The organism is Pseudoalteromonas sp. SANK 73390, from assembly GCF_054966645.1.
Genome location: NZ_ARPN01000088.1, coordinates 45,587 through 68,685, shown reverse-complemented (window position 1 = coordinate 68,685; position 23,099 = coordinate 45,587). Strand labels below are relative to the sequence as shown.

General features: G+C 38.9%; 19 protein-coding genes. All 19 read right to left on the bottom strand.

Translation table 11 applies throughout. The features are described from left to right. Positions 1 to 41: 41 nt before the first annotated feature. The 19 genes from SANK73390_RS11240 to mnmG all read right to left on the bottom strand — a co-directional run bounded on the left by SANK73390_RS11240 (position 42) and on the right by mnmG (position 22,955). On the bottom strand, positions 42 to 1,619 hold the full coding sequence (locus SANK73390_RS11240; RefSeq protein WP_462766109.1) for a cyclic peptide export ABC transporter: 1,578 nt from the start codon (positions 1,617 to 1,619) through the stop codon (positions 42 to 44). Positions 1,620 to 1,853: 234 nt separating this feature from the next. Continuing rightward, on the bottom strand, positions 1,854 to 4,253 hold the full coding sequence (locus SANK73390_RS11235; protein ID WP_462766108.1) for a penicillin acylase family protein: 2,400 nt from the start codon (positions 4,251 to 4,253) through the stop codon (positions 1,854 to 1,856). A 798-nt stretch (positions 4,254 to 5,051) separates the two neighbouring features. Beyond that, complete coding sequence (locus SANK73390_RS11230; RefSeq protein WP_462766107.1) at positions 5,052 to 5,735, bottom strand: helix-turn-helix transcriptional regulator; 684 nt, start codon at positions 5,733 to 5,735, stop codon at positions 5,052 to 5,054. A gap of 997 nt (positions 5,736 to 6,732) precedes the next feature. Next, on the bottom strand, positions 6,733 to 7,287 hold the full coding sequence (locus tag SANK73390_RS11225) for a hypothetical protein (protein ID WP_462766106.1): 555 nt from the start codon (positions 7,285 to 7,287) through the stop codon (positions 6,733 to 6,735). Between the two features lie 62 nt (positions 7,288 to 7,349). Next, positions 7,350 to 7,496, bottom strand: a complete 147-nt coding sequence (locus SANK73390_RS11220; RefSeq protein ID WP_462766105.1) for a hypothetical protein — start codon at positions 7,494 to 7,496, stop codon at positions 7,350 to 7,352. 1,354 nt (positions 7,497 to 8,850) lie between these two features. After that, the gene (locus tag SANK73390_RS11215; RefSeq protein ID WP_462766104.1) at positions 8,851 to 10,944 is read right to left on the bottom strand and encodes a winged helix-turn-helix domain-containing protein; all 2,094 of its coding nucleotides are present in this window, start codon (positions 10,942 to 10,944) and stop codon (positions 8,851 to 8,853) included. Positions 10,945 to 11,607: 663 nt separating this feature from the next. After that, positions 11,608 to 12,024: a F0F1 ATP synthase subunit epsilon gene (locus SANK73390_RS11210; RefSeq protein ID WP_462766103.1), complete on the bottom strand. Its 417-nt coding sequence runs from the start codon at positions 12,022 to 12,024 to the stop codon at positions 11,608 to 11,610. Between the two features lie 14 nt (positions 12,025 to 12,038). Further along, positions 12,039 to 13,424, bottom strand: coding sequence for a F0F1 ATP synthase subunit beta (gene atpD / locus SANK73390_RS11205; protein WP_261594183.1), 1,386 nt, complete (start codon positions 13,422 to 13,424; stop codon positions 12,039 to 12,041). Positions 13,425 to 13,456: 32 nt separating this feature from the next. Then, positions 13,457 to 14,317, bottom strand: a complete 861-nt coding sequence (gene atpG, locus SANK73390_RS11200) for a F0F1 ATP synthase subunit gamma (protein ID WP_261594182.1) — start codon at positions 14,315 to 14,317, stop codon at positions 13,457 to 13,459. Between the two features lie 58 nt (positions 14,318 to 14,375). Continuing rightward, complete coding sequence (gene atpA / locus SANK73390_RS11195) at positions 14,376 to 15,917, bottom strand: F0F1 ATP synthase subunit alpha (RefSeq protein ID WP_261594181.1); 1,542 nt, start codon at positions 15,915 to 15,917, stop codon at positions 14,376 to 14,378. Between the two features lie 14 nt (positions 15,918 to 15,931). Beyond that, entirely contained in the window at positions 15,932 to 16,465 is a 534-nt protein-coding gene (gene atpH / locus SANK73390_RS11190) for a F0F1 ATP synthase subunit delta (RefSeq protein WP_261594180.1), read from the bottom strand. 16 nt (positions 16,466 to 16,481) lie between these two features. Continuing rightward, a complete protein-coding gene (gene atpF / locus SANK73390_RS11185; protein WP_462766102.1) occupies positions 16,482 to 16,952 on the bottom strand; it encodes a F0F1 ATP synthase subunit B in 471 nt (156 codons plus the stop codon). A 41-nt stretch (positions 16,953 to 16,993) separates the two neighbouring features. Beyond that, positions 16,994 to 17,227 carry a F0F1 ATP synthase subunit C gene (atpE, locus tag SANK73390_RS11180; protein ID WP_004335261.1) on the bottom strand — a complete coding sequence of 78 codons (234 nt, stop codon included), beginning with the start codon at positions 17,225 to 17,227 and terminating at the stop codon, positions 16,994 to 16,996. Between the two features lie 61 nt (positions 17,228 to 17,288). Beyond that, positions 17,289 to 18,149: a F0F1 ATP synthase subunit A gene (gene atpB, locus SANK73390_RS11175; protein ID WP_462766101.1), complete on the bottom strand. Its 861-nt coding sequence runs from the start codon at positions 18,147 to 18,149 to the stop codon at positions 17,289 to 17,291. A gap of 15 nt (positions 18,150 to 18,164) precedes the next feature. Next, a complete protein-coding gene (locus SANK73390_RS11170) occupies positions 18,165 to 18,545 on the bottom strand; it encodes an ATP synthase subunit I (protein WP_462766100.1) in 381 nt (126 codons plus the stop codon). 139 nt (positions 18,546 to 18,684) lie between these two features. Then, on the bottom strand, positions 18,685 to 19,614 hold the full coding sequence (locus SANK73390_RS11165; protein ID WP_462766099.1) for a ParB/RepB/Spo0J family partition protein: 930 nt from the start codon (positions 19,612 to 19,614) through the stop codon (positions 18,685 to 18,687). 15 nt (positions 19,615 to 19,629) lie between these two features. Beyond that, positions 19,630 to 20,415, bottom strand: coding sequence for a ParA family protein (locus tag SANK73390_RS11160; protein WP_462766098.1), 786 nt, complete (start codon positions 20,413 to 20,415; stop codon positions 19,630 to 19,632). Positions 20,416 to 20,429: 14 nt separating this feature from the next. After that, positions 20,430 to 21,050: a 16S rRNA (guanine(527)-N(7))-methyltransferase RsmG gene (gene rsmG / locus SANK73390_RS11155; protein WP_462766097.1), complete on the bottom strand. Its 621-nt coding sequence runs from the start codon at positions 21,048 to 21,050 to the stop codon at positions 20,430 to 20,432. A gap of 15 nt (positions 21,051 to 21,065) precedes the next feature. Next, a complete protein-coding gene (gene mnmG / locus SANK73390_RS11150; RefSeq protein ID WP_462766096.1) occupies positions 21,066 to 22,955 on the bottom strand; it encodes a tRNA uridine-5-carboxymethylaminomethyl(34) synthesis enzyme MnmG in 1,890 nt (629 codons plus the stop codon). Between the last annotated feature and the right edge of the window lie 144 nt (positions 22,956 to 23,099).

The following is a 23,099-nucleotide window of genomic DNA, read 5'->3' as shown; positions in this document are numbered from 1 at the left end:
GGCTATCAGCTTAGAAATGTTACTTTTTTTCTTATTATTTTTTAAATTGTCGTTTCACAAGCCACTCTCACCTTTTCATCAAGCGATAAGTTGGGAGCGTGTTTAGGGGTAGTCACAGAGATAATTTTGCCACTTTCCATTTTTACTAGCTGATCTGCTTGATTAAAGTAACGGTCATCATGAGAAACGATAACCACTATCTTTCCTTTGGACTTCAGTTCGGGGATAATTTCATTATAAAAAATAGCTTTAAATTGTGGGTCTTGATCTGCAGCCCACTCATCAAATAAGTAGATATCTTTGTCTTCTAAGAAAGTAACTAATAAAGCAAGTCTCTTTCGTTGACCATCAGACAGCTTGGTCGTAGTGAACTTACCATCAACAATGTCCACTTTGCCTGTAAGTTTAAATTCTTTAAGATACTTTCTTATCAAGTTAGACTTATTTGCAGTTGCCCCATAGAGCTCAGGGAATAAATAGAAATCGGTATAAATAGTTGCGATATGCTGACGATACTGTTTTCGATTCAAATCCGTAATTTCAACATCATCAAAAGTGACACAACCACTATCAGGCACATAATGTAAAGTTAATAACTTTGCTAAGGTCGATTTGCCAGAGCCATTGCCACCGGTGATATAGGTTACATCTCCTCTATTTAACGTGATATTAATGTTAGAAATTTCAAATATATTCTCACTATCATCGTGACTATATTGGTAATGAAGATCTTTTATGTGGAGCTTGTTAAAAGGTAACGTTGGACTGCCATCACTGCATGGCTCACTGTGCAGTTCATTTAGGCATTTCCTCATCGACGCCATCGACACTCTGGTTGGAATTAGCTGCTCAATCGCGCTCATAATTCCAGCAATAGGTTCAGCCATATAAATTAAAATCATGATAATAGCGAGAAGGTTTGCCAGAGAAATACTTTCAACACTCACTAATAGAAATGCAATTGCGCCTAACAGCAGCATATGCATTAACTGTCCATACTGGTCTGCGAGCATAAACAGTGTATAACCCTTTAATTCCATTTTTCTGCGTTTGCTCTCAAGTACTAAAAGGTCTTCTCTTAAAATTTCTGCCTTTTCTTCATTTAATTTCAATTCCTTGTTGCCATATATCAACATTCGGTAGCTTTCAATAACTGGGTTAAGCATCTCTCGCACTTTTGTCAGCATCATTTCGCCAAAAAAGGTAATTAACCTGAATGTGACAACAACAAAAGTGATGGTCGCAAGCACAAACAGAAAGACATTTGCTTGCAGGTAAAATAACACAGTCATTAAACCAATCAGCATCACCGCATAACTGATCAGTACAGTCATCATCCTAGCGCCAAAAGTGATTCGCTCAACATCAGTAGTTAAAACTCCCAATATCCGCGCTGAGCCCACTTTTTCGATATTACTCACTGAACTATTGCTCACCTTTTTAGAAAAAAAAGCTTTTAGATCGAACGTTAACTGTGTAACCACGCGGTGCATCATTCGAGCTCCAATAGCCCTTAAGATTAATGCGAGAAATGCCAAAGACACGAAAAATATTGCGAATTTGGGCTCACGAACCTCATACCCCAAAAATAATGTTTCACTGTCTGAGTTCAAACTCATGAACTCTTCGCCATTTGAGATATTTATCGACATCAAAAGAATAGGTAGCAAAGCGACCTGAATAAGGCTCGCAAGGTTTGTGACACATAGACTTAAAAACACCCTATTTGGCGAGTTTTTGATTAAAAACCCCATCAAACTGGATGATTCGAAAGACAAATTCTTCACTGTTTTTTCCCCTAAGAATTTGCTGGCCCTATCAAGAGCCAGAAGTTATTAAATTTATCGTTTTTATTAATTATTGAAGTTCATTGGAATTAATTGCTTTTTAAGCATTTTTTCAAATTGATCATCATAATGCTCACTGAGGACATTTCCTGATTGCCCCGAGTTGGTGATATAACTTCCACTAGCTGGTTTTCCCAAGTCTATGACTTGGCGATATGTGGAGCCAAAATCTGACAGAAACCCTTCATCCTCGGAGAATTGCCCCGCAGCGACATTGATACTGTATTGGGTACCAGGAAATGGAGATTTACGATTGAAAAGCAGTTTGAAGAAATCGGTTTCATGAAAACTGCCATTTTTTAAAACCATGCTGTGCGCATTTCCCCAACGCCAGTTGTTCATATCAGTTCCAAGAAGCTTACTTAAATCAGATACTGTTTTGTTTAAAGCTAGACGGCCAATATCTTCACAAGATTCATACATTTCAGAGCTGTTGATATCACACCATTGTTGTAACTCTCCAGTAACAATCTTTTGAATGAATCGAGGCCTCATACTTGCTATAACCGAGCTGAGTTTTGCTCGTTTAGCCGGTGTAAGTCTCACCTCTCCAATAATGTCGTCTCTTACGATTAACTCATAAAAATGATGCTGCCAAGTATGGAAAATAGTGCCGCCAATCGTGTCACTCTCAAAACTACTATCCCAATTTTTAACATAAGATAACGCTTTTAAAAGCACCTCATCTTGTACACTTAAACCTTTCAAAAACTCAACAATGTCAATGGCTTGCAAACTTATAACATCACCTTGAAGTGCAGTGAAATCTGCTTCTAAAAATTTCTTACCATTATTTTGGGTCAGTAACTCTGTTATACGCTTTGCTCGATATCCAGGTGCCCAATCCGTTGATAAAACGAGTTCATTATCAGCAACCGCTTCATTCGCCGAAACAATGATGCCTGACTCAGGGTTAATGTTTTTAGGTAAGTCAGCAAAATCAATATAGCCTTTCCAATCAAAGCTAGAATCCCACCCTGGTAAAGGTAAGGCCCCATTTCCTTTCGATCTATTTGGCAATTTTCCGGCTACAAAATGTGCTATATTCCCTTTCGTATCGGAGTAAATGAAGTTTAAAGCTGGGTTTTCAAAAGTTTGCAAATGAGACTCAAACTGCTCAATTGTCTCACTTTGATTAATGCCTATAAGCGACTCAATTGACTTGTCTTGACTATTTAACGCCGTCCACCTTAATGAAGTAGGAAATTCAGACAACTGAATAATATCTGAAATCAATGGACCTTTATCTGTGAAACGAACTGTCCAAGTGACAGGCTTAAGCTCATCGCGCAAAAAAGCAGGAAAATCTGGCTTAATTTTGAACTTTTCCTCTACAAGGCGCATATCCTTCCATTGCCCATCCAATTTATATTGATTGTTATTATTTGGATTAATCCTTTCAATAAATAGGTCTTGCACATCGCCCGTTAAAGCCGTGACTCCCCATCCAATATGTTGATTCCGACCCATGAAAACAATTGGTAAGCCAGCAACTGTAGCTCCCGATACATTTAAACTCTGACCTTTAAGGTTTGCCAAATACCATAATGAAGGAATATCCATTGATAAATGAGGGTCTGATGCAAGTAATGGCAGGCCGCTCGACGTCAAATCTCCAGATACAACCCAAGCATTACTCCCCATTGCTTTATGACCTGACTTCAACGCATCTTCAATAAATGAACCAGAGTCAGGAATTAAACGCTCTTTTTTAATTGCCGTTTCTGCTACATAGCTATATAGCGCATCACTCAACTTATCAGGATATAGCATTCCTGCTTTTTCAATTCCAACTTGTTGAATAAGAGTATTAAATACCAACTCTTCAGTGTAATTTTTTGCTAGGTTAAGCTGTAATAACTTCATAACTAAAATACTATCTTTTGGCTGCCACATAGAAGGTTTGTGACCAAAGATATAAAACTCAACAGGTAACGTATAACTTTGCTCAAGCCAGTAATTTACACCTGCGGAGTACTCTTGGAGGATTATTTTTGATTGCTCATTCAAAGCAGAAAAATTACTTAGAGATAACTGTTCCAAACCAAGTGTTCGCATAAATATATCTTGTGCTAGATAACTTGCCCCAAACAACTCACTCATCCTACCTTGTCCCTTTAACCGCTGTGTCTCCATTTGCCACAATCGGTCTTGAGCATGCATATAACCAAGGGAAAAATAGGTTGATAAATCGGTCTCTCCTTGAATGCTCGGTATCGCATTTTCTGGATCTATATCAACATGAGCCATAACACCATTATGGGTCAATGAAACATTATTGGCTGGCACTTCAAGATCACTAGATAAGTATAAAAATACGACATATCCAAGAGACGCCAAAGGAAGCAATATAAATACGAGAAGCCTTGATATAAGTGGGAACATATCAAAAAATTTTTTTATCATTATAAAATCTCATTTATTACTTTAATTAAAAAACAGGGTTAATTAGAACAACACCAAAAGGCATGATTTTAATAAAACCTAAAATTTAAAGACGAAGCCTAATTAGAGAAAAACTTAAAAAGCTCAATCAAGAGAGTGCAAATCTAAACATCAAGCACAATATCAGTATGAAAAATATGCCAGCTTTAAAAAAACAATTAAACTGGCAGATTTACCACCAGAAAAAATTAAAGTTAAAAAAGCAAGACACTGTAAATAATTACAGATTAACTTTCCTAAAATTAATATATAATTATTCGTAGCTTTAGAAAGTAAATTATTAATTACTTTGAAGGAATGAGAGAGCAGGGTTATCTAACTTTCATTTCGAAGCTACATAACTCAAGTTACATTAAATATTTTCTTTATAAAAAGAATTGCAAAGAAGATAATAAGAAGGGTAGCCATACCTAGTAATTAAGATAAGGACAGCTTTAAAGCGACTCTAGCTTTACTATAAGGATATAATTTAGCCAACATTTTTGTTGGCTTTTTTATTGAAATAAAAAAGCCACAAAGTAATAGAAAAAACACTTATAACCTTACACTTCCAAGAAAACATAAATATTAATTGCAAAAATAGAAAAATCACTTCCATATATAAAAACCATCACACTATTAAAATAATTCCATTTCTGCATATCAATATGAAAAACATAAACAACATCAAGTTCGCATTAAATCAGTTTCACTTATAATCAATGAAATTTTCACTATGTAAGTAAAAATGTAATTAATGCTATATTTATAATAAAAACTCTAAATTATGTTATTTATTACACACTTTACTATCGCTTGCTGTCTGTTTGTACTGTGGGTTTTCTCAATACAATTTGTAAGGTGAAAGTTCACTGTTCGTTCAGCAATACCTAGTATCTGACTTATCTCCCAAGATGTTTTTCCTTCAGAAGCCCACAATAAGCAATCTTTTTCACGGTTCGTTATTTTAAAGCTGCTTGCACGACACCTAATTGCCGCATTTAGCAGATAAGGTGACAGAATAGTCCAAAACCAGTCTATGAGTTCAATATCTTTGTATTCAACATCGCTTGGAATGTTAAACACCAGAGCGCCCACTATGCCTGATACTCCTTTCATTGGTAAAATGTATAGTTGTTTTGACGATACTTTTGTTGTCAAAAAGTTTTCTAAAGGCACTAGACGAAACCCGCTTTTACAATACCTATAGATTTCTTCACTACCTAAATAACTCTCTACTGTTTCGCAATACTGTCCGTAAAAATACTGTCTATACGTCGTGGTTGACACTGGAACGTAGTCAATAAACGCTAGACATTCATAGCCTGAATCTATCGCAAAATTATTTAGGATAGACGACAGTTGCGCGTCATGATCGACAGCTTCAAGCATTGCTATAGAGTCTTTAACTGCCGCGCTGCTCTTGAATGGCTCATAAGATATAGTTTCTATTTTTCTTTTCACAATTAACTCTCTCATTTTAAGATGTTGAGACTAATGAAATGTAAGGCTTTCGAGATGTATTTTGAGGATAACCGCAACAATAGTCAAAAATCGAACAGCAAAAATAAAACCCAATAAATCAACATCTTAACGCTAAATATTATCGTAAAAATGATCTCAATATTGATTAATAATGGTATCTAAAAAGTGAGCTTTTATGTCACTTTTCAAAAAAGCACAGAGTACATCATTGCTATATGTGTAATTAATACCTTCCAGTAATAATCCTCAATATAACTAATACCAATAGCATTTTATAAATGTCTAACTATTACGACTGAGCCATTTTGTTCGCTAGGATGATCAATGTTTTAATAAGATTGGAATTACTACTGAAAGCAAGATTGATAGTTTTATTGGGCAGATTCACTTATCCTGAACAGAGGTCAATTTTTACATGTGAAATACACCAGCACTGTTCTTCTTGGGGATTTTTGCGTTGAATTTACCAGTAATAACCAACTATTGCGTACGCGCTCTCGCCTTGAACGACAAAAAAACTACAGCATAAAAAGATTAATTTTGGTAATTTAATGATTTTGTTTATTTTTTATAATCTATTATTCCGAGTTTAAATATATACTAACTTGCTAAATTAAGTAATCTATTTAGAGGAGATGAAACCTTGTCGGTAGCACAGATCTCACATCCGGCTACCACCAAAATGCCTTTATCCATATAGGCAAAGCAAAGGTTTTGCTATTTAGTTACTCTAAATAAGAAATGTTAACGCAACTAGCGCCAAGTTTGGTACGTAAAATAGTGAGTATTATTGCAAATTCGTTCCGCGAGTGCAGATAAGGATGTAAAAGCTAGTTGTAATATGAGATAAAGCAAGGCAACAGCACTTAGCAAGTTGAGCACTGCTGTGATTGAGTGTTTTATATATTACGATATGAGCTTAAATAAAGTGTAAAAAGAGAGGAAAAACTAGAAGGCCAGATATTTGTACTAATTACTATAATACGGCGTCCAAACAAGCTTGCTTTCTCGAATACATGGCTAAGTTTAAGCCTTGGCTGAGCTGGAACAGGGCGCTATAATTAGAAGAGGTAAGCGTTAAAGAAACCAGTAACTTACCCGGTTTAACCGCATCAACATTAAACTGCCAATAGCCGCTTTTACTACATGCCCAAAGTTGAGAGTTTTCCCGGTACTTTTGCATGTAAATATTATCAATAAAGTACCAGCCTAATACCAAGTCAGACTTAACTTTATACAACATTTCCCCTGTTGAGAAGCTACCACCAACTGAAAGCTGGTTATTGATATACTCTAAATAACCAGCAGTTCTGGACGTCATATGTCGACGCTCTTGATCTTCTCCTGTAGAGTAAGCTAAAAGGGTTTGACCTTTAATAACTTTATCTCCTTGACCCAAATCATAGCCCTGTACAACAGTCCCTTCCTCCCTAGAATAGTAGTACTCATGCGCAGGCTCCTGCAGTTGAAGCGTACCAACTACAGGTTCAGCCACCAACGATAGCACAAACATAAAATGAGTAAGGCCCAATTGTTCCTCCTTATGGAAACTTGCAACAGTAAATGTATAAATAGCCCGTCTAAAAGTTAAACTTAATCAGGAATTCTGGTAAGTGAAGTTTCTGTCTCTGATAATTGACCACCAGCAATATGCTTTGTTTGCTTTGCACCTAACACAGGGCTATGTGACAGTAATTTAACTTTCTTTGTTTTAAGCTTTAGTTTGAAATTAGATAACATAATATGTATTTCCTTTGTAGTTGTTGTATTTGAGAACGACTATTACATTAAACAAACTTTGCGCTTTTCAGTAATTATTAATCCTTACACTTGCTTTTATAAGGTTTCAATTAAACATTTGATTTTTATACTTATTTTATTTAAAAATCAAACATTACCTAAACCTTAGTGAAAACACCGGACAATCACTAAAATTTATGACTAATAAGTGGGTTAAAAAGCCTTTATTGCAGATGTACAAGTGATTTTAGAAGTTATTTTCTATTTCCTGAAACACATAACTTTTAAATAAAATACCAACCGAACAGCTTATCTTCTCAAACATTTGACTTCTTTTGATAGCACTAGGAGCTGTTGCTCTTTGAGGTATAAATTTGTTCAAATTAAAAGCTTTCATTACGTGAAATAAGCAATGCAGCATAATAGTTTATGTCAGTTGCGAATGACAAAGTGGTGGAAACCTTTGGTTGAGCTCTTTGGGCAGCCCTATTCGGGCATTTTTTCTACGTTATCGCCTGGCTTATTATAGTATAACTATGGATACAGGCTCTATCTTGGGAAAATACCCGAATGACTGCTGTAAAAACACACAACAAAGTTCAATAACCCCTAGGAAGCAATTGAAATATATACTCTTCGACCTCTATATTTACGGATCATAAATATACCGCCAAAAAATCTATGTTCAGCTTTATGAAGCCACCCTCACTTTATTTACAACATGTCTATTGGTTACAAATTAGCTATATTTACAGCATGTTGATCTAATAAAACAAATTTTTACCCTCTAGATGAACAGTATCTTGATGTACTTAGGGGGAAGTAGTGAGTTAGAGTGAGCGAACCATAATATGAAACCACTATAAATATCTGTATATTGATTACATAACTATCTATTTTTTAGTGAATTATATCAATCAGTTTTGTGTCGATAACTTAGTTAGCAACAAGGTACAAATTTCACTATTTTAGCTCAGAGCTCTGGATAAGCTAATTTACCCAATGAAGCTATTTGGGCTACTCTCTGCGTTGCATTCACTTGTAATATCATCTATTAAACGCCTTGATATTAAGAAAAATATCATCATTGATGACAAATAATGTAAATTATTACATCTTTACTATTTCAAAACCCTTACCCACACCTGAGGTTATTTAGCTGTCCTAAATTAGAAACTTTTCACGCAGTTAATGAGTCATGTAACTCCTAGAATAATCAATGTTATTAATAAAATAGGTATAATACGAAACTATTTGTTTTAAAGGTCATAACCAATTAAATAAAAACTCCTGCACATATGATAAACACTAAAATGCGAAAGAGTTTTATATAGCTACTAATTGATATGGGTTGTTATTTTACTTTTTCGCCAATTTTTATATTTAAAAGCTGATTTTCATTAGCTTCAAATACGTTCATCCACAATGCATCATCATGTTGCGTATAACTAATATCTTTAATGACAAATTTGGCATTATCGATAGCATGAATTTTTTCTACACTGCCTTTTTCGTCAGGATCTATACGATATATCCTCTCCCCATCAGAGTGATAAATGTAACCCCCACCAATAGCAATTGAATGTCTATATCGCGCTTTAGGTAAATCGAACTCTTGTAGCACTTTTCCTGAATTCATATCATAAAGTAAAATAGTATCATTAGAGGATAACGAAATTATTGTTTTATCATCAAAGCGGCCTATCCATAGTGCATTTAGTGTGGGTATAGGAATACTTTCCTTAGATTTTAATGAATATTTATATGAGCTACTATTAACCTTATGTTCTTCTAAAACCACATAACCTACATCTCTAGGACCCAAAAACTCTGCTGATATAACTCCACTACCTATCACAATGCTATCAACGAGCGAGAGGCTTGAATACTTATATATTTCAATTTTATGTCGGTAATGAACAAGCAATAAATCACTTTTTTCATGGTATCTAATACTACGAATGTTCCCAGGGGGTATATCTAAAACGTGACTATTCCCATTGTTATCAACTTGTGTAACAACCCGCTTGCTGCCATGTGCCGTCAATACCATATAGCCTTGTTTAAATTTTATTGGGCTTGCACTGCCTACACTCAACTGTATATCCGCATTCATCATCCCTTTGGCCGGGTCTAGCCTATAGATATAAGATACAAATGGATAACTCACTATCAACATCTCATCTTTGTTTAAAAACTGAAATATAGCGTAGCTTTGTGAAGTATTAAGCTTATCTTTTTTGACCAACTTCCTATCACTCAAACTATAACCGAAGACAGTATTATTTACATTATCAAACCATAACAGTAGATCTGATTCCACATCATAATTTACCGACCAAATTCGACTAGATGACTCTAGCAACTTAATCTGGTTGCCACCATCTGGGTCTGTCATATATAACTCATTAGTATCATATTGACGACGCTCAAATAGCAGGACTTCTTTTTCAGGAATATAAGTTAGAAATTGGTCTCCGTAAGAATTTAAGTTAGGAGAACTTATTTGAAACTCTTCACCTGTAGTTAAATCTCGACTTGTTAATGCGGCAAGCTCATCTCTATTACGATAACCAGATTTAGAGTAAATAATGCGTTCCTTACTGACACCACTGCCACGAACAAGGCCTCTCATATTACACTCAAATAGCATACGGTTGCCTTCGCTAAAATCGGCCCGAATTTGCCATATCTGGCATGTCTCTTCTGTTTTAGCTCGGTAATACAATATACTTGAATCTGTTGACCATCCTAATGGATAATAATTTACACCTTCTTCTCCTAAGCGTCGTTCGTAACCACCATCCAGCTCCTTTACCACTAACGAGTAATATTTAGTTCCCTGAGGTGCAAAAGAAAAAGCTAATAACTTTTTATTAAATGAAAGCCGTAAATACGCGTAGCGACCAGGCACCCATGACAAAACTTTCTCTTCGATGCTTTTCTTTGTTATGGGTAATTGGCTTTTTTGGGTAGGGTAATACGAAGCAACAAAATAACCGACTGCAATAATTAATACCATACTAATGAATACTGCAATTTTAAAGGGCTTCGCTGAGCCATTTTTCGGTGGTAAAGGTTTTTTGGGTATTAGTCGCCGATTCTCAACATAAGGCGTTTCTTCATTACCTAAGTCTTGATGGTAGATAACCTCTGGTTCAAGAAAGAAGCTGTAGCCTTTGCGATAATGAGTCTTAACCACAATACCTTTTTGCATCTCAGACTTTAAAATCTTGCGCAATTCAGACATAGCACGGTTAATAGCATTATCATCTACATATTTTTGGCACCACACATCATCAACCAGATCCTGACGAGTAATGATCTGTTCGTTATTAATAATAAAATAGCAAAGGAGTCTGAATAGTAGTGGTTCTAATTCTCTTTCTTCTGAACCATCATCAATACACTGCTTTTTGGGGTCTAAACTCCAAGCCCCAAATTTCACTTCCTTAACCTGTCGTGAAAATCTTACTTCATTCATTATCAGTAATGTAGTGTCCTTATATTCTATTCAGAATTGTACTGACTAATGCTTTAAACTCAATAAAAACATTCATAAACCACTAATTATCTGTAAATCTATCGTAACAAAACCCCACTCTGACTGCTCACATTTATGACTATTAATTTAATAATCGTCTAATAGCGTTTCCGAATAGTCTATATACTTGAATATTAAACTTATTAGAATAAAAAATAGAAAGAAACAAATCAATATCTAAATTACCTCACACCACAAAAGTACCAATTTAAGAAACTAAAAACAATAAAAACAATTGCGCAAAGACCTTCCATTCATATCAACGAGCTTAATTAAGCGATCTATTTTGAGGCTGAGACTGTGAAACCTTGTTGATAGCCCCGCTTTCGCATCCTGCTATCGCCAGGATACCTAGATTAATATCGGCAAGGCGGAATTTTGCTATTTAATTGTTTTCGATAATAAACCATTAATGCAGCTAGCAGAAAATTTAGTTCCTCAGAATGGTTAAGCCTTGTTACAGATTGGTATCAGTGCAAACTAATAGATACCTCTTTTTTACGCAGAATATAGTCATAAAAAAACCCGCACTGACCAGTGCGGGTTTTTAACCAGATAGGTTTGTATTTATTTGCGCAATTGACGGATAACACGTAGCTGAGCAATTGCTTCAGCTAACTGTGCAGCCGCAGCATAGTGATCAAGTTCACTTGCTCCACCTGCTTCCATTTGTGCTTGCGCTTCGCGTTTAGACTGCTCAGCAGATTGCTCGTCCAAGTCTTCACCACGTAATGCAACGTCCGCAAGAACGGTTACAATATTAGGTTGAACTTCAAGTGTGCCACCTGCAACATAGATGATTTCTTCTTCACCATCTTGTTTTACTAAACGCACCATACCAGGTTTTAGGCCAGTCAATAATGGGGCGTGACCTGGGTGAATACCCAGCTCACCTTCACTACCGGTCACTTGGATAGTAGAAACAGCGCCAGAGAATAAGTTTTGCTCTGCACTTACTACGTCAAGATGTACTGTCGAAGCCATATCAACCCCCTAAATTACATGTTTTTAGCTTTATCAACTGCTTCGTCGATAGAACCAACCATGTAGAAAGCCTGCTCTGGCAATTCATCAAAGTCACCATTTAAGATGCCTTTGAAGCCTGAGATAGTGTCTTTCAGTGAAACGTATTTACCAGATGCACCTGTGAATACTTCAGCTACGAAGAACGGCTGAGATAGGAAACGCTGGATTTTACGTGCACGAGATACAACTTGCTTATCTTCATCAGAAAGCTCGTCCATACCTAAGATTGCAATGATGTCTTTAAGCTCTTTATAACGCTGAAGAACTGTTTGAACGCCACGTGCAGTGTCATAGTGTTCTTGACCAATTACTTGAGGGTCAAGTTGACGAGATGATGAATCTAATGGGTCTACCGCAGGGTAAATACCTAAAGATGCGATATCACGTGATAGTACAACTGTTGCATCTAAGTGAGCAAAGGTTGTAGCAGGAGATGGATCCGTCAAGTCATCCGCAGGTACGTATACCGCTTGGATTGAAGTGATTGAACCAGCTTTAGTAGACGCGATACGCTCCTGAAGTACACCCATTTCCTCAGCTAGTGTAGGCTGGTAACCTACCGCTGATGGCATACGACCTAGCAGTGCTGATACTTCTGTACCTGCAAGTGTATAACGGTAAATGTTATCTACGAAGAAAAGTACGTCACGACCTTCGTCACGGAACTTCTCTGCCATAGTAAGACCCGTCAAAGCAACACGTAAACGGTTACCTGGAGGCTCATTCATCTGACCGTAAACAAGCGATACTTTATCAAGTACGTTTGAATCGTTCATTTCATGATAGAAGTCGTTACCCTCACGAGTACGCTCACCAACACCTGCGAATACTGAGTAACCACTGTGCTCGATTGCGATGTTACGGATAAGTTCCATCATGTTTACGGTTTTACCTACACCGGCACCACCGAATAGTCCAACTTTACCACCTTTAGCGAACGGACATACAAGGTCGATTACCTTGATACCTGTTTCTAGTAGTTCGATTGAACTTGATTGATCTTCATAAGAAGGCGCTGCACGGTGAATTGACATACGCTCGTCTTCACCAATTGGACCTGCTTCATCGATTGGCTGACCCAATACATCCATGATACGACCTAGGGTCTTTGTACCTACTGGAACTTTGATTGGCTCGCCAGTACCTTCGACTGCAGTGCTACGACGTAAACCGTCAGTAGTACCTAGTGCGATTGCACGAACAACGCCGCCACCTAGTTGTTGTTGAACTTCTAGAGTCAAACCAACTAAGTCGCCTTCTGTAATTTTTACTGCTTCATATACAGCTGGCACGCTATCTTGTGGGAACTCGATGTCCACAACGGCGCCGATAATTTGGACGACCTTACCTAAACTCATGTCTATTCCTCTCGTTAAACTTTGCCGAAGCGTTATACCGCAGCCGAACCACTCACAATCTCACTGATCTCTTGTGTGATTGCAGCTTGACGTGCTTTGTTGTAAACAAGTTGCAGCTCATCAATTAGGTCACCGGCGTTATCAGTTGCGGCTTTCATCGCAACCATACGGGCAGCCTGTTCAGAGGCAGCATTCTCAACTACACCTTGATACACTTGTGATTCAATGAAGCGTACTAACAAAGTCTCTAAAATAGACTCTGGGTTTGGCTCATACAAGTAGTCCCAAGCGTGAGCTGATACTTCTTCTTCAGCTTTTGGCAAAGGTAATAACTGATCGATTACTGGCTCTTGCTTCATGGTATTTACAAAATTGTTGTATACCACAAATAAACGGTCAATTTTGCCTTCTTCGTATGCTTCTAACATCACTTTTACAGGACCAATTACATCCTGAACAGAAGGCGTATCTCCAAGACCTGCTTTTTTAGCAAGTAGTTGACCACCAAAACGTTTAAAGAAAGCAGCAGATTTACCGCCTAAGGTTGCAAATTCTGCAGTTACACCTTTTTCTTTCCACGCTTGTACGTCTTGTGTCACTTTTTTGAACTCATTGGTGTTCAAACCGCCACACAGACCACGGTCAGTAGAGATAACAATATAACCAACTCGCTTCACATCACGCTCAACTAAGAACGGATGGTTGAAGTCAAGATTAGCTTGAGCAATACGACCGATCACTTTGCGTAAGTTTTCAGCATATGGACGGCTTGACGCTACGCGCTCTTGTGCTTTCTTCATTTTAGAAGCAGCTACCATTTCCATCGCGCTGGTGATCTTTTGAGTATTTTTAATACTCCCGATCTTGCTTTTAATCTCTTTTCCGCTGGCCATGACTCTCTCTCCGAATCAAGGTGAGTGTTAGCGATAACACCCACCATGCATAACTAAATTACCAAGTTTGCGTTGACTTGAACTTCTCAAGAAGTTCTTTCAACTGCGCTTCGATCTCGGCGTTATAGTTACCTGTTTCATTGATTTGAGCCATTAGCTCTGCGTATGTGCTATTCGCGTAACCGATAAGACCTTCTTCGAAATCACCGATTTTCGCGATTTCAACATCTTTCAAGAAGCCTTTTTCAGCAGCAAATAACGACAGAGACATCTCAGCAACAGACATTGGTGCATACTGTTTCTGCTTCATTAGCTCTGTTACGCGCTCGCCGTGCTCAAGCTGAGCTCGAGTTGCATCGTCAAGGTCTGAAGCGAACTGAGAGAACGCCGCTAGTTCACGATATTGAGCTAGCGCTAGACGGATACCACCACCTAGTTTCTTAACGATTTTAGTTTGCGCAGCACCACCTACACGAGATACCGAAATACCAGCATTTACTGCCGGACGGATACCTGCGTTGAATAAGTCAGTTTCTAAGAAAATCTGACCATCGGTGATTGAGATAACGTTAGTAGGTACGAATGCAGAAACGTCACCACCTTGAGTTTCAATGATTGGCAATGCCGTCAATGAACCTGTTTTACCTTTCACTTCACCATTCGTGAACTTCTCTACGTAATCAGCGTTTACACGTGATGCACGCTCTAAAAGACGTGAGTGAAGGTAGAATACGTCACCTGGGTATGCTTCACGACCTGGTGGACGCTTAAGTAGCAATGAAATTTGACGATAAGCAACAGCTTGCTTAGACAAATCATCATATACGATTAGCGCATCTTCACCGCGGTCGCGGAAGTATTCACCCATAGTACAACCAGCAAATGGCGCTAAGAATTGAAGCGCAGCTGATTCTGAAGCAGATGCAACAACAACGATTGTGTTCTCAAGTGCACCGTGCTCTTCAAGTTTACGTACTACGTTCGCAATAGTAGATGCTTTTTGACCAACCGCTACGTACACACATTTAACGCCTGTACCTTTTTGGTTGATGATAGCATCGATTGCTAGTGCAGTTTTACCAGTCTGACGGTCACCGATGACAAGCTCACGCTGGCCACGACCAACTGGGATCATTGCATCGATAGACTTATAACCAGTTTGTACTGGCTCATCTACTGATTGACGTTCAATTACGCCTGGTGCAATTTTCTCAACTGGTTCAAAACCGTCATTATCTAGTGCACCTTTACCATCGATAGGCTGACCAAGTGTGTTTACAACACGACCTAATAGACCACGACCAACAGGTACTTCTAAGATACGACCAGTAGATTGTACTTTTACGCCTTCTTTAAGGTCTGCGTAAGGACCCATAACTACTGCACCTACTGAGTCACGCTCAAGGTTTAGTGCAATAGCATAACGGTTGCCAGGAAGCTCAATCATCTCACCTTGCATACAGTCAGCTAGACCATGGATGCGGATGATACCGTCAGTAACAGATACAATAGTACCTTCGTTACGTGCTTCACTTACAACTTCAAACTGCTCAATACGTTGTTTGATCAGCGCAGAAATTTCTGTGGAATTAAGTTGCATGCTCTTTTTCCCAATTACGATTGTAGCGAAACCGCTAAGCGGTCAAGTTTGCCTCGGACAGAGCCGTCAATAACGGTGTCACCAGCTTTGATAACTAGACCGCTTACAACGGCTTCGTCAATGCTACAATTCAGCTTAACTTTGCGTGCGAAACGTTTTTCAAGTGCCGCGACCAATTTGTCTTGTTGCTCAGCAACAAGCTCAGTTGCAGAAACCACATCAACATCGATTTCTTTGTCATATTCTGCTTTAAAATCAGCAAAAATATCAGCAACTGCTGGAATGGCGGCTAAACGCTTATTTTCGGCCATCAGCTTGATAAGATTCTGACCCTGTTCGTTGAGTTGCTCAGCACACACTTTCAATAAAATGTCAGTTTGTTCTGATGCAGTCGGCATGCTTGAAAGCAAGGCTGACACTTGTTCATCGCTGGCCACTTGACCGGCGAAGAACAACATCTCATTCCAAGCTTCAACACTGCCTTTTTCAACGGCAAGTTCAAAAGCCGCTTTAGCGTATGGGCGAGCGATAGTAGTCAATTCAGACATGCTCATACCCTCCTAATTACAGCTCAGCGACAAGTTTTTCAACGATGTCACTGTGTGCGGCTTGATTGATTTCACGCTCTAAAATCTTCTCAGCGCCAACCACGGCCAGAGTAGCAACCTGCTTACGCAAGTCCTCTGTCACACGGCTACGTTCTGAATCAATTTCAGAGTGTCCTTGAGCAATAATTTTTTCACGCTCTTGCTGACCACGAGTCGTCTCTTCGTCAACAATTAGCGCTGCACGCTTTTTAGCTTGTTCAATGATATCAGCCGCTTGAGATTTTGCTTCTGTCAACTGCTCTGCAGCTTCTAGGCGCGCACGCTCAAGTTCTTGTTCAGCTTTATCAGAGGCAGCTAAACCATCTTCGATTTTTTTCTGGCGAGCTTCAATTGCACCATTTAGTGGTGGCCATACGTACTTCATACAGAATAATACGAAGACCGTAAATGCAATTAATTCACCGATAAGAGTGGCGTTTAAGTTCACAACCGCTCCTCCTTAAATAGTAAGCTGTTCAAAAAATAAAATTAAAGTACGAACAACAATACCATCGCGATACCAACACCAATCATTGCTACCGCATCGATTAGACCAGCTAGGATAAACATCTTAACCTGTAGTGAAGGTGCAAGCTCAGGTTGACGCGCACATGCCTCAAGGAATTTACCACCCATGTTACCGAAGCCAATCGCAGTACCGATAGCACCGAAACCGATAAGTAAAGCTACAGCGATGTACTTAAGACCTAATACTAGTTCCATTTTTTTCTCCAAAGTTTCAATTGTAAATTAAAGTTAAAAAATTAAATTATAAATATAAAAATTAGTGACTATTTTTAGCACTTGCCATGCTTAGGTATACCACTGTAAGCATCATAAATACGAATGCTTGTAGTACGATGACCAAGATGTGGAAAACAGCCCAAATAAAGTGCAACGGCAATTGCATTAAACCTACAGCGCCAATCAAGATGAAAATCAATTCACCAGCGTACAAGTTTCCGAATAAACGAAGTGCTAACGAGAAAGGCTTAGCGACCAGTGCAATTGTCTCAAGTAACAAGTTAAACGGGATCAATAACACTTGAACCAGCTTGTTGTTTGAGCTGAACGGGTGCAATGTCAGCTCAGCGATAAAACCGCCAATGCCTTTCATTCTAATTGAATAGCCGATCATCAATAAGAACACACCAATTGCAAGCGCAGCTGTTAAGTTAATATCAGTGGTCGGTACAATTTTCATGTACACATCATGTGGGTCCATACCAAATGCACTCTCGCCGACAAAACCAGCAAACGCAGGTAAAAAGTCAACAGGGATCAAATCCATTAGGTTCATTAAGAACACCCAAACAAAAATTGTTAGGGCTAACGGCGCAATTAGCTTGCTATTGCCGTGGTATGTGTCACGCACGTTGTCACCAACGAACTCAACTATCATTTCAATAAAGCACTGAAATTTACCAGGCACACCGGTGGTTGATTTTGAAGCGGCACTTCGGAAGATCCATAAAAAGACTAGACCTAAGCCGATTGACCATGCGAGGGTATCTATATGCCATGTCCAGAAACCACTGTCCGCACATGCTTTGTTGAAGGCCAAACCGGTATCGGTCGAACACATCTTAGCATTGGTCAAGTGGTGCTGAATATGGCTTGATAGAGTAACTTCTTCTGCAGCCATGTTTTATCCCAAAAGTTAATGATTAAAAAAAATCGGTGCAAACCATTGTGTGAACAACACCAGTATGTAGCAGCAAAAAAATGGCAAAGCCATGACTGAAAAATACTTAAATACCAGTGTAAACAAACACACAGAAAGCAAAAATTTTAATCCATTGCCTCGTTTTATCGAGTCAAATACTTGTTCTGCTTTACTTGCGCCCATATATCGAAACGCATACAAAGCAAAAACAAAATTAGGAAGTACCGAAACAAGCCCGCCAGCAAACGCTGAAGCGCCAGCTTGTACTCCCCAACCAACAAAAACGGTTACTGCTGCGACTACTGTCACTATTCCCTGAAGCATTATGCCTTTTAATGCGGCCCGACGATATGGGCTGGCTAACGATTGAGTCACTTTATATTAACCTTTATGGCACTGCATTGCATCAGGGCATGAAAAACTGGCGAAATTATACTTATTTTTGGTGATTTTGCAACTTGAAGGGGACAAATGAAGCGCTTTTTCGGCGCTACATTTGCGTATTTTTCACACTTTAGGAAGGTTGTTGCATATCTGACTGGATACGACCCAATATACCGTCTAATTCATCCAAACTTGCATATGAAATAACTAATTTACCCTTGCCTTTTTGGTTGTAGTTTATTTCTACCTTAGCCCCCAGATTTTCGGCCAGCTGTTGTTCTAACAGTTTGACATCTGGATCTTTTTCTTTTGCTTGCTTTTTATCCACCGGCTCTAAAATAGCACGCACTAGCTTTTCAGTCTCTCTTACAGTCAACGCTTTTGCAACTGCCGTTCTTGCAGCTTCTGATTGCGGTTCTCCGGTGAGTGCTAATAAGCAACGCGCATGGCCCATTTCTATATCACCGTGCTCCAACAAAATTTTAACATCATCATTAAGATTATTGAGTCTAAGTAAATTGGTGACCGTGGTACGAGATTTACCGACAGCCTCAGCAACTTGCTGATGGGTCAATTCAAATTCATGGAGTAACCTATCCAATGCAACGGCTTCTTCCATGGCATTTAAATCTTCTCGCTGAATATTTTCAATTAAAGCAATCGCGACCGCGGCTTCATCAGCTACATCTTTTAAAATACACGGTACGACATCAAGTTCAGCCAGTTGTGCTGCACGCCAACGACGCTCACCCGCAATAATTTCGAATTGATTTTTAGTTACACAGCGCACAACGATAGGTTGAAGCACGCCTTGAGCTCGAATTGAACTGGCCAGCTCCTCTAATGCCTGTTCAGACATATCTTTACGCGGTTGGTACTTGCCCGGTTGTAAAAACTCTATGGGGACATGCTGTAATTGCCCATCACTAAATCGCTCTACTGTAGTATCAAGTTCTTTACTATCGTGATGAACCGCAACAGGCTCTTTATCTGGAGCTGGTTTTGATGAACTGAGTAGGGCGTCCAAGCCTCGGCCTAAACCACGTTTTTTTACCGACATGTTATTATTATCCTCTTAGGCAACCGCTGCGGATTGTTTTTCTTTACGACGTAACATTTCGCCTGCCAAAGCTAAATAGGCTTTTGCACCACTTGATGCCCGGTCATAATACATTGCTGGCGCACCAAAACTTGGAGCTTCCGCTAAACGCACATTACGCGGGATCACCGTGCGGTATACCTTATCGCCAAAGTGCTGTTTTAGCTGCTCAGACACATCATTCGCTAAACGATTTCGTGGATCATACATGGTGCGCAAAATACCCTCTATCTGCAATTGAGGGTTCACTAGCTTAGCCAGTTGAGTAATAGTATCCATTAAGGCCGTTAGCCCTTCCAGTGCATAATATTCACATTGCATAGGCACTAATATTGAATCTGCTGCGGCCATCGCATTTACCGTCAACATATTTAACGATGGTGGGCAGTCTATAAAAATAAACTCATATTGATCTTGAATCGCTTCCAATGAATTGCGCAAACGTACTTCACGGGCAAACAATTCCATCAGCTTCACTTCTGCAGCTGTCACATCACCATTAGCGGCAATAAGATGGTATTCACCAGAGGTTTCTTTACAGATAACATCATCTAATGCTTGCTCTTCTATTAATAAATCATAAATGGTTGCGACATCACCATACTTGTCAACACCACTACCCATCGTCGCATTACCTTGCGGGTCTAGGTCAATTAATAATACCTTGCGCTTAGTTGCCGCCATCGATGCTGCTAAGTTAACAGCCGTCGTGGTTTTGCCAACGCCACCTTTTTGGTTTGCAATTGCAATGACTTTTGCCACGTTGCCCTCGAATACTAATCTTTAGAAAGAATAATTAAATGACGCTCTGCATCTAACTCTGGCACGTTAAGATGAATATCTTGCTGCAGTTTTACCCCTGCAGGTAATTGTTCAAGCTCTTGCGCCGGGAATTGTCCTTTAAGTGCCAAATAGTTTCCAGACGGGTCTATTAAGTGTCCACACCAATCAACCATATCTTGCAATGATGCAAAAGCACGACTAAGCACCCCATCTAATTTAACACTTGGTTGATATTCTTCAACACGAGACTGCACAGGAGTTACATTATCTAGTCCAAGTGCATGTTTTACTTGTGTTAAAAAACGTACTCGCTTACCTAAACTATCTAATAATACAAATTGCGTATGAGGCAGCGCAATTGCCAATACAATACCCGGTAATCCAGGGCCTGTACCAACATCAATGTAGTGTTGACCGTCTAGGTGAGGCGCAACCATTAAAGAATCCATGATATGTTTAACCATCATTTCTTTAGGACTGCGTACTGAGGTTAAATTGTAAGCTTTATTCCATTTGTCTAGTAACTCAACATAATGCACTAATTGCTGTTGTTGATGTTCACTTAGCGCAATGTCCGTTTGCGCTAATAAAGAAGTCAATTGTTGCTGTAACACAGTATTCCTATGCCGCTACGCAGACTTGCGCAGTAGCCCTTGCTTTTTCAGATACACTAATAATAACGAAATAGCGGCCGGGGTGATACCAGAAATACGCGAAGCTTGGCCTATAGTCTGTGGACGCACATCAGTTAACTTGGCGACAACTTCATTAGATAAGCCACTTACTTGTGAATAATCATAATCTGTTGGCAATAGGCTTTCTTCGTGACGAAGCTGTTTATTTATCTCGTCTTGTTGACGTGCAATATAACCTGCGTATTTAGTTTGGATCTCAACTTGCTCAAGAGCTTGAATATTAGTTGAATCAGATGCAAAACCATCGATAGCCATTAGATCATGATAAGCAACTTCAGGACGACGAATAAGATCCTCTAAACTCGCTTCGCGCGCTAAAGGCGTTTTAAGTAAATTGTTAACTTGATCAATTGCATGATGATCTTTGTGGATCCAAGTTGATTTAAGTCGTTGAGATTCAAGTTCCATCACTTCTAACTTATCGTTATAGGCAGCCCAACGATTATCATCAACAAGGCCAAGTTCTCGACCTTTTTCAGTTAAGCGTAGATCAGCATTATCTTCACGTAATAATAAACGATATTCAGCACGACTAGTAAACATGCGGTACGGCTCTTTTGTACCAAGTGTAGCTAAATCATCAATCAATACACCGGTATAAGCTTGGTCTCGACGCGGTGTCCAAGCATCTAAACCTTTTACTTGCAGTGCCGCATTCATACCTGCAATTAAGCCTTGTGCAGCCGCTTCTTCGTAGCCTGTTGTGCCATTAATTTGACCCGCAAAAAACAATCCATTAATAAATTTAGTTTCTAAAGATTGCTTTAAATCACGGGGGTCAAAAAAGTCATACTCTATGGCATAACCAGGACGACAAATATGTGCATTTTCAAAGCCTTTTATTGATTGAACTATTTGTAATTGCACATCAAACGGTAAACTGGTAGAAATACCATTTGGATATAATTCATAAGATGTCAGCCCTTCTGGCTCTACAAATATTTGATGCTTATCTTTGTCTGCAAAACGTACAATTTTATCTTCAATGGAAGGGCAGTAACGTGGACCAATGCCTTCTATTACACCTGCATACATAGGAGAACGGTGTAAATTTTCACGGATCACATCATGCGTTTGTTCATTTGTATAAGTGATATAACATGGGATCTGTTGTGGATGATCTGATTGTTTGCCCATAAATGAAAATACCGGCGTGGGTGTATCACCTGGTTGTTCTTGCATCACGGAAAAATCAACAGTACGTGCATCAATACGAGGAGGAGTACCTGTTTTTAAACGATCCACTCTAAACGGTAATTCACGTAGACGTTCTGCAAGTGCAATTGAAGGTGGATCACCTGCACGACCCCCTTTAAAGTTTTCCATGCCAATATGAATTTGACCACCCAAGAAAGTACCAACGGTTAAAACAACCGAATTGGCAGAGAAACGCAGTCCCATTTGAGTTACTACGCCTTTTACTTGATCTTGTTCAACAATCAAATCATCACAAGATTGTTGGAATATTTTTAAATTTTCTTGTTTTTGCAAGATATTTTGAATAGCTGCTTTGTAAAGCACTCTATCAGCTTGTGCTCTAGTGGCTCGCACCGCAGGGCCTTTAGATGAATTAAGAGTTCTAAATTGAATACCGCCTTGGTCGATGGCTTTCGCCATAGCTCCACCTAATGCATCAATTTCTTTTACTAAATGACCTTTGCCAATACCACCAATGGCAGGATTACATGACATCTGACCTAATGTGTCCATATTGTGAGTTAACAATAATGTGTTCATGCCCATACGAGCTGAAGCCAATGCTGCCTCGGTGCCTGCATGTCCACCACCTACTACAATTACGTCAAAATGTTCATGATAAATCATTTACGGGATCCTACTTAAAAACAACCAGCAAATTCTGAGAGGGAGCGTATTCTACCTAGAAATGCGAAGAAGTGAAATGTTTAAATAATGAGCAACACATAAAAAGGTTAAATTAGATCTCTAATAATATATAAGGATCTTTTT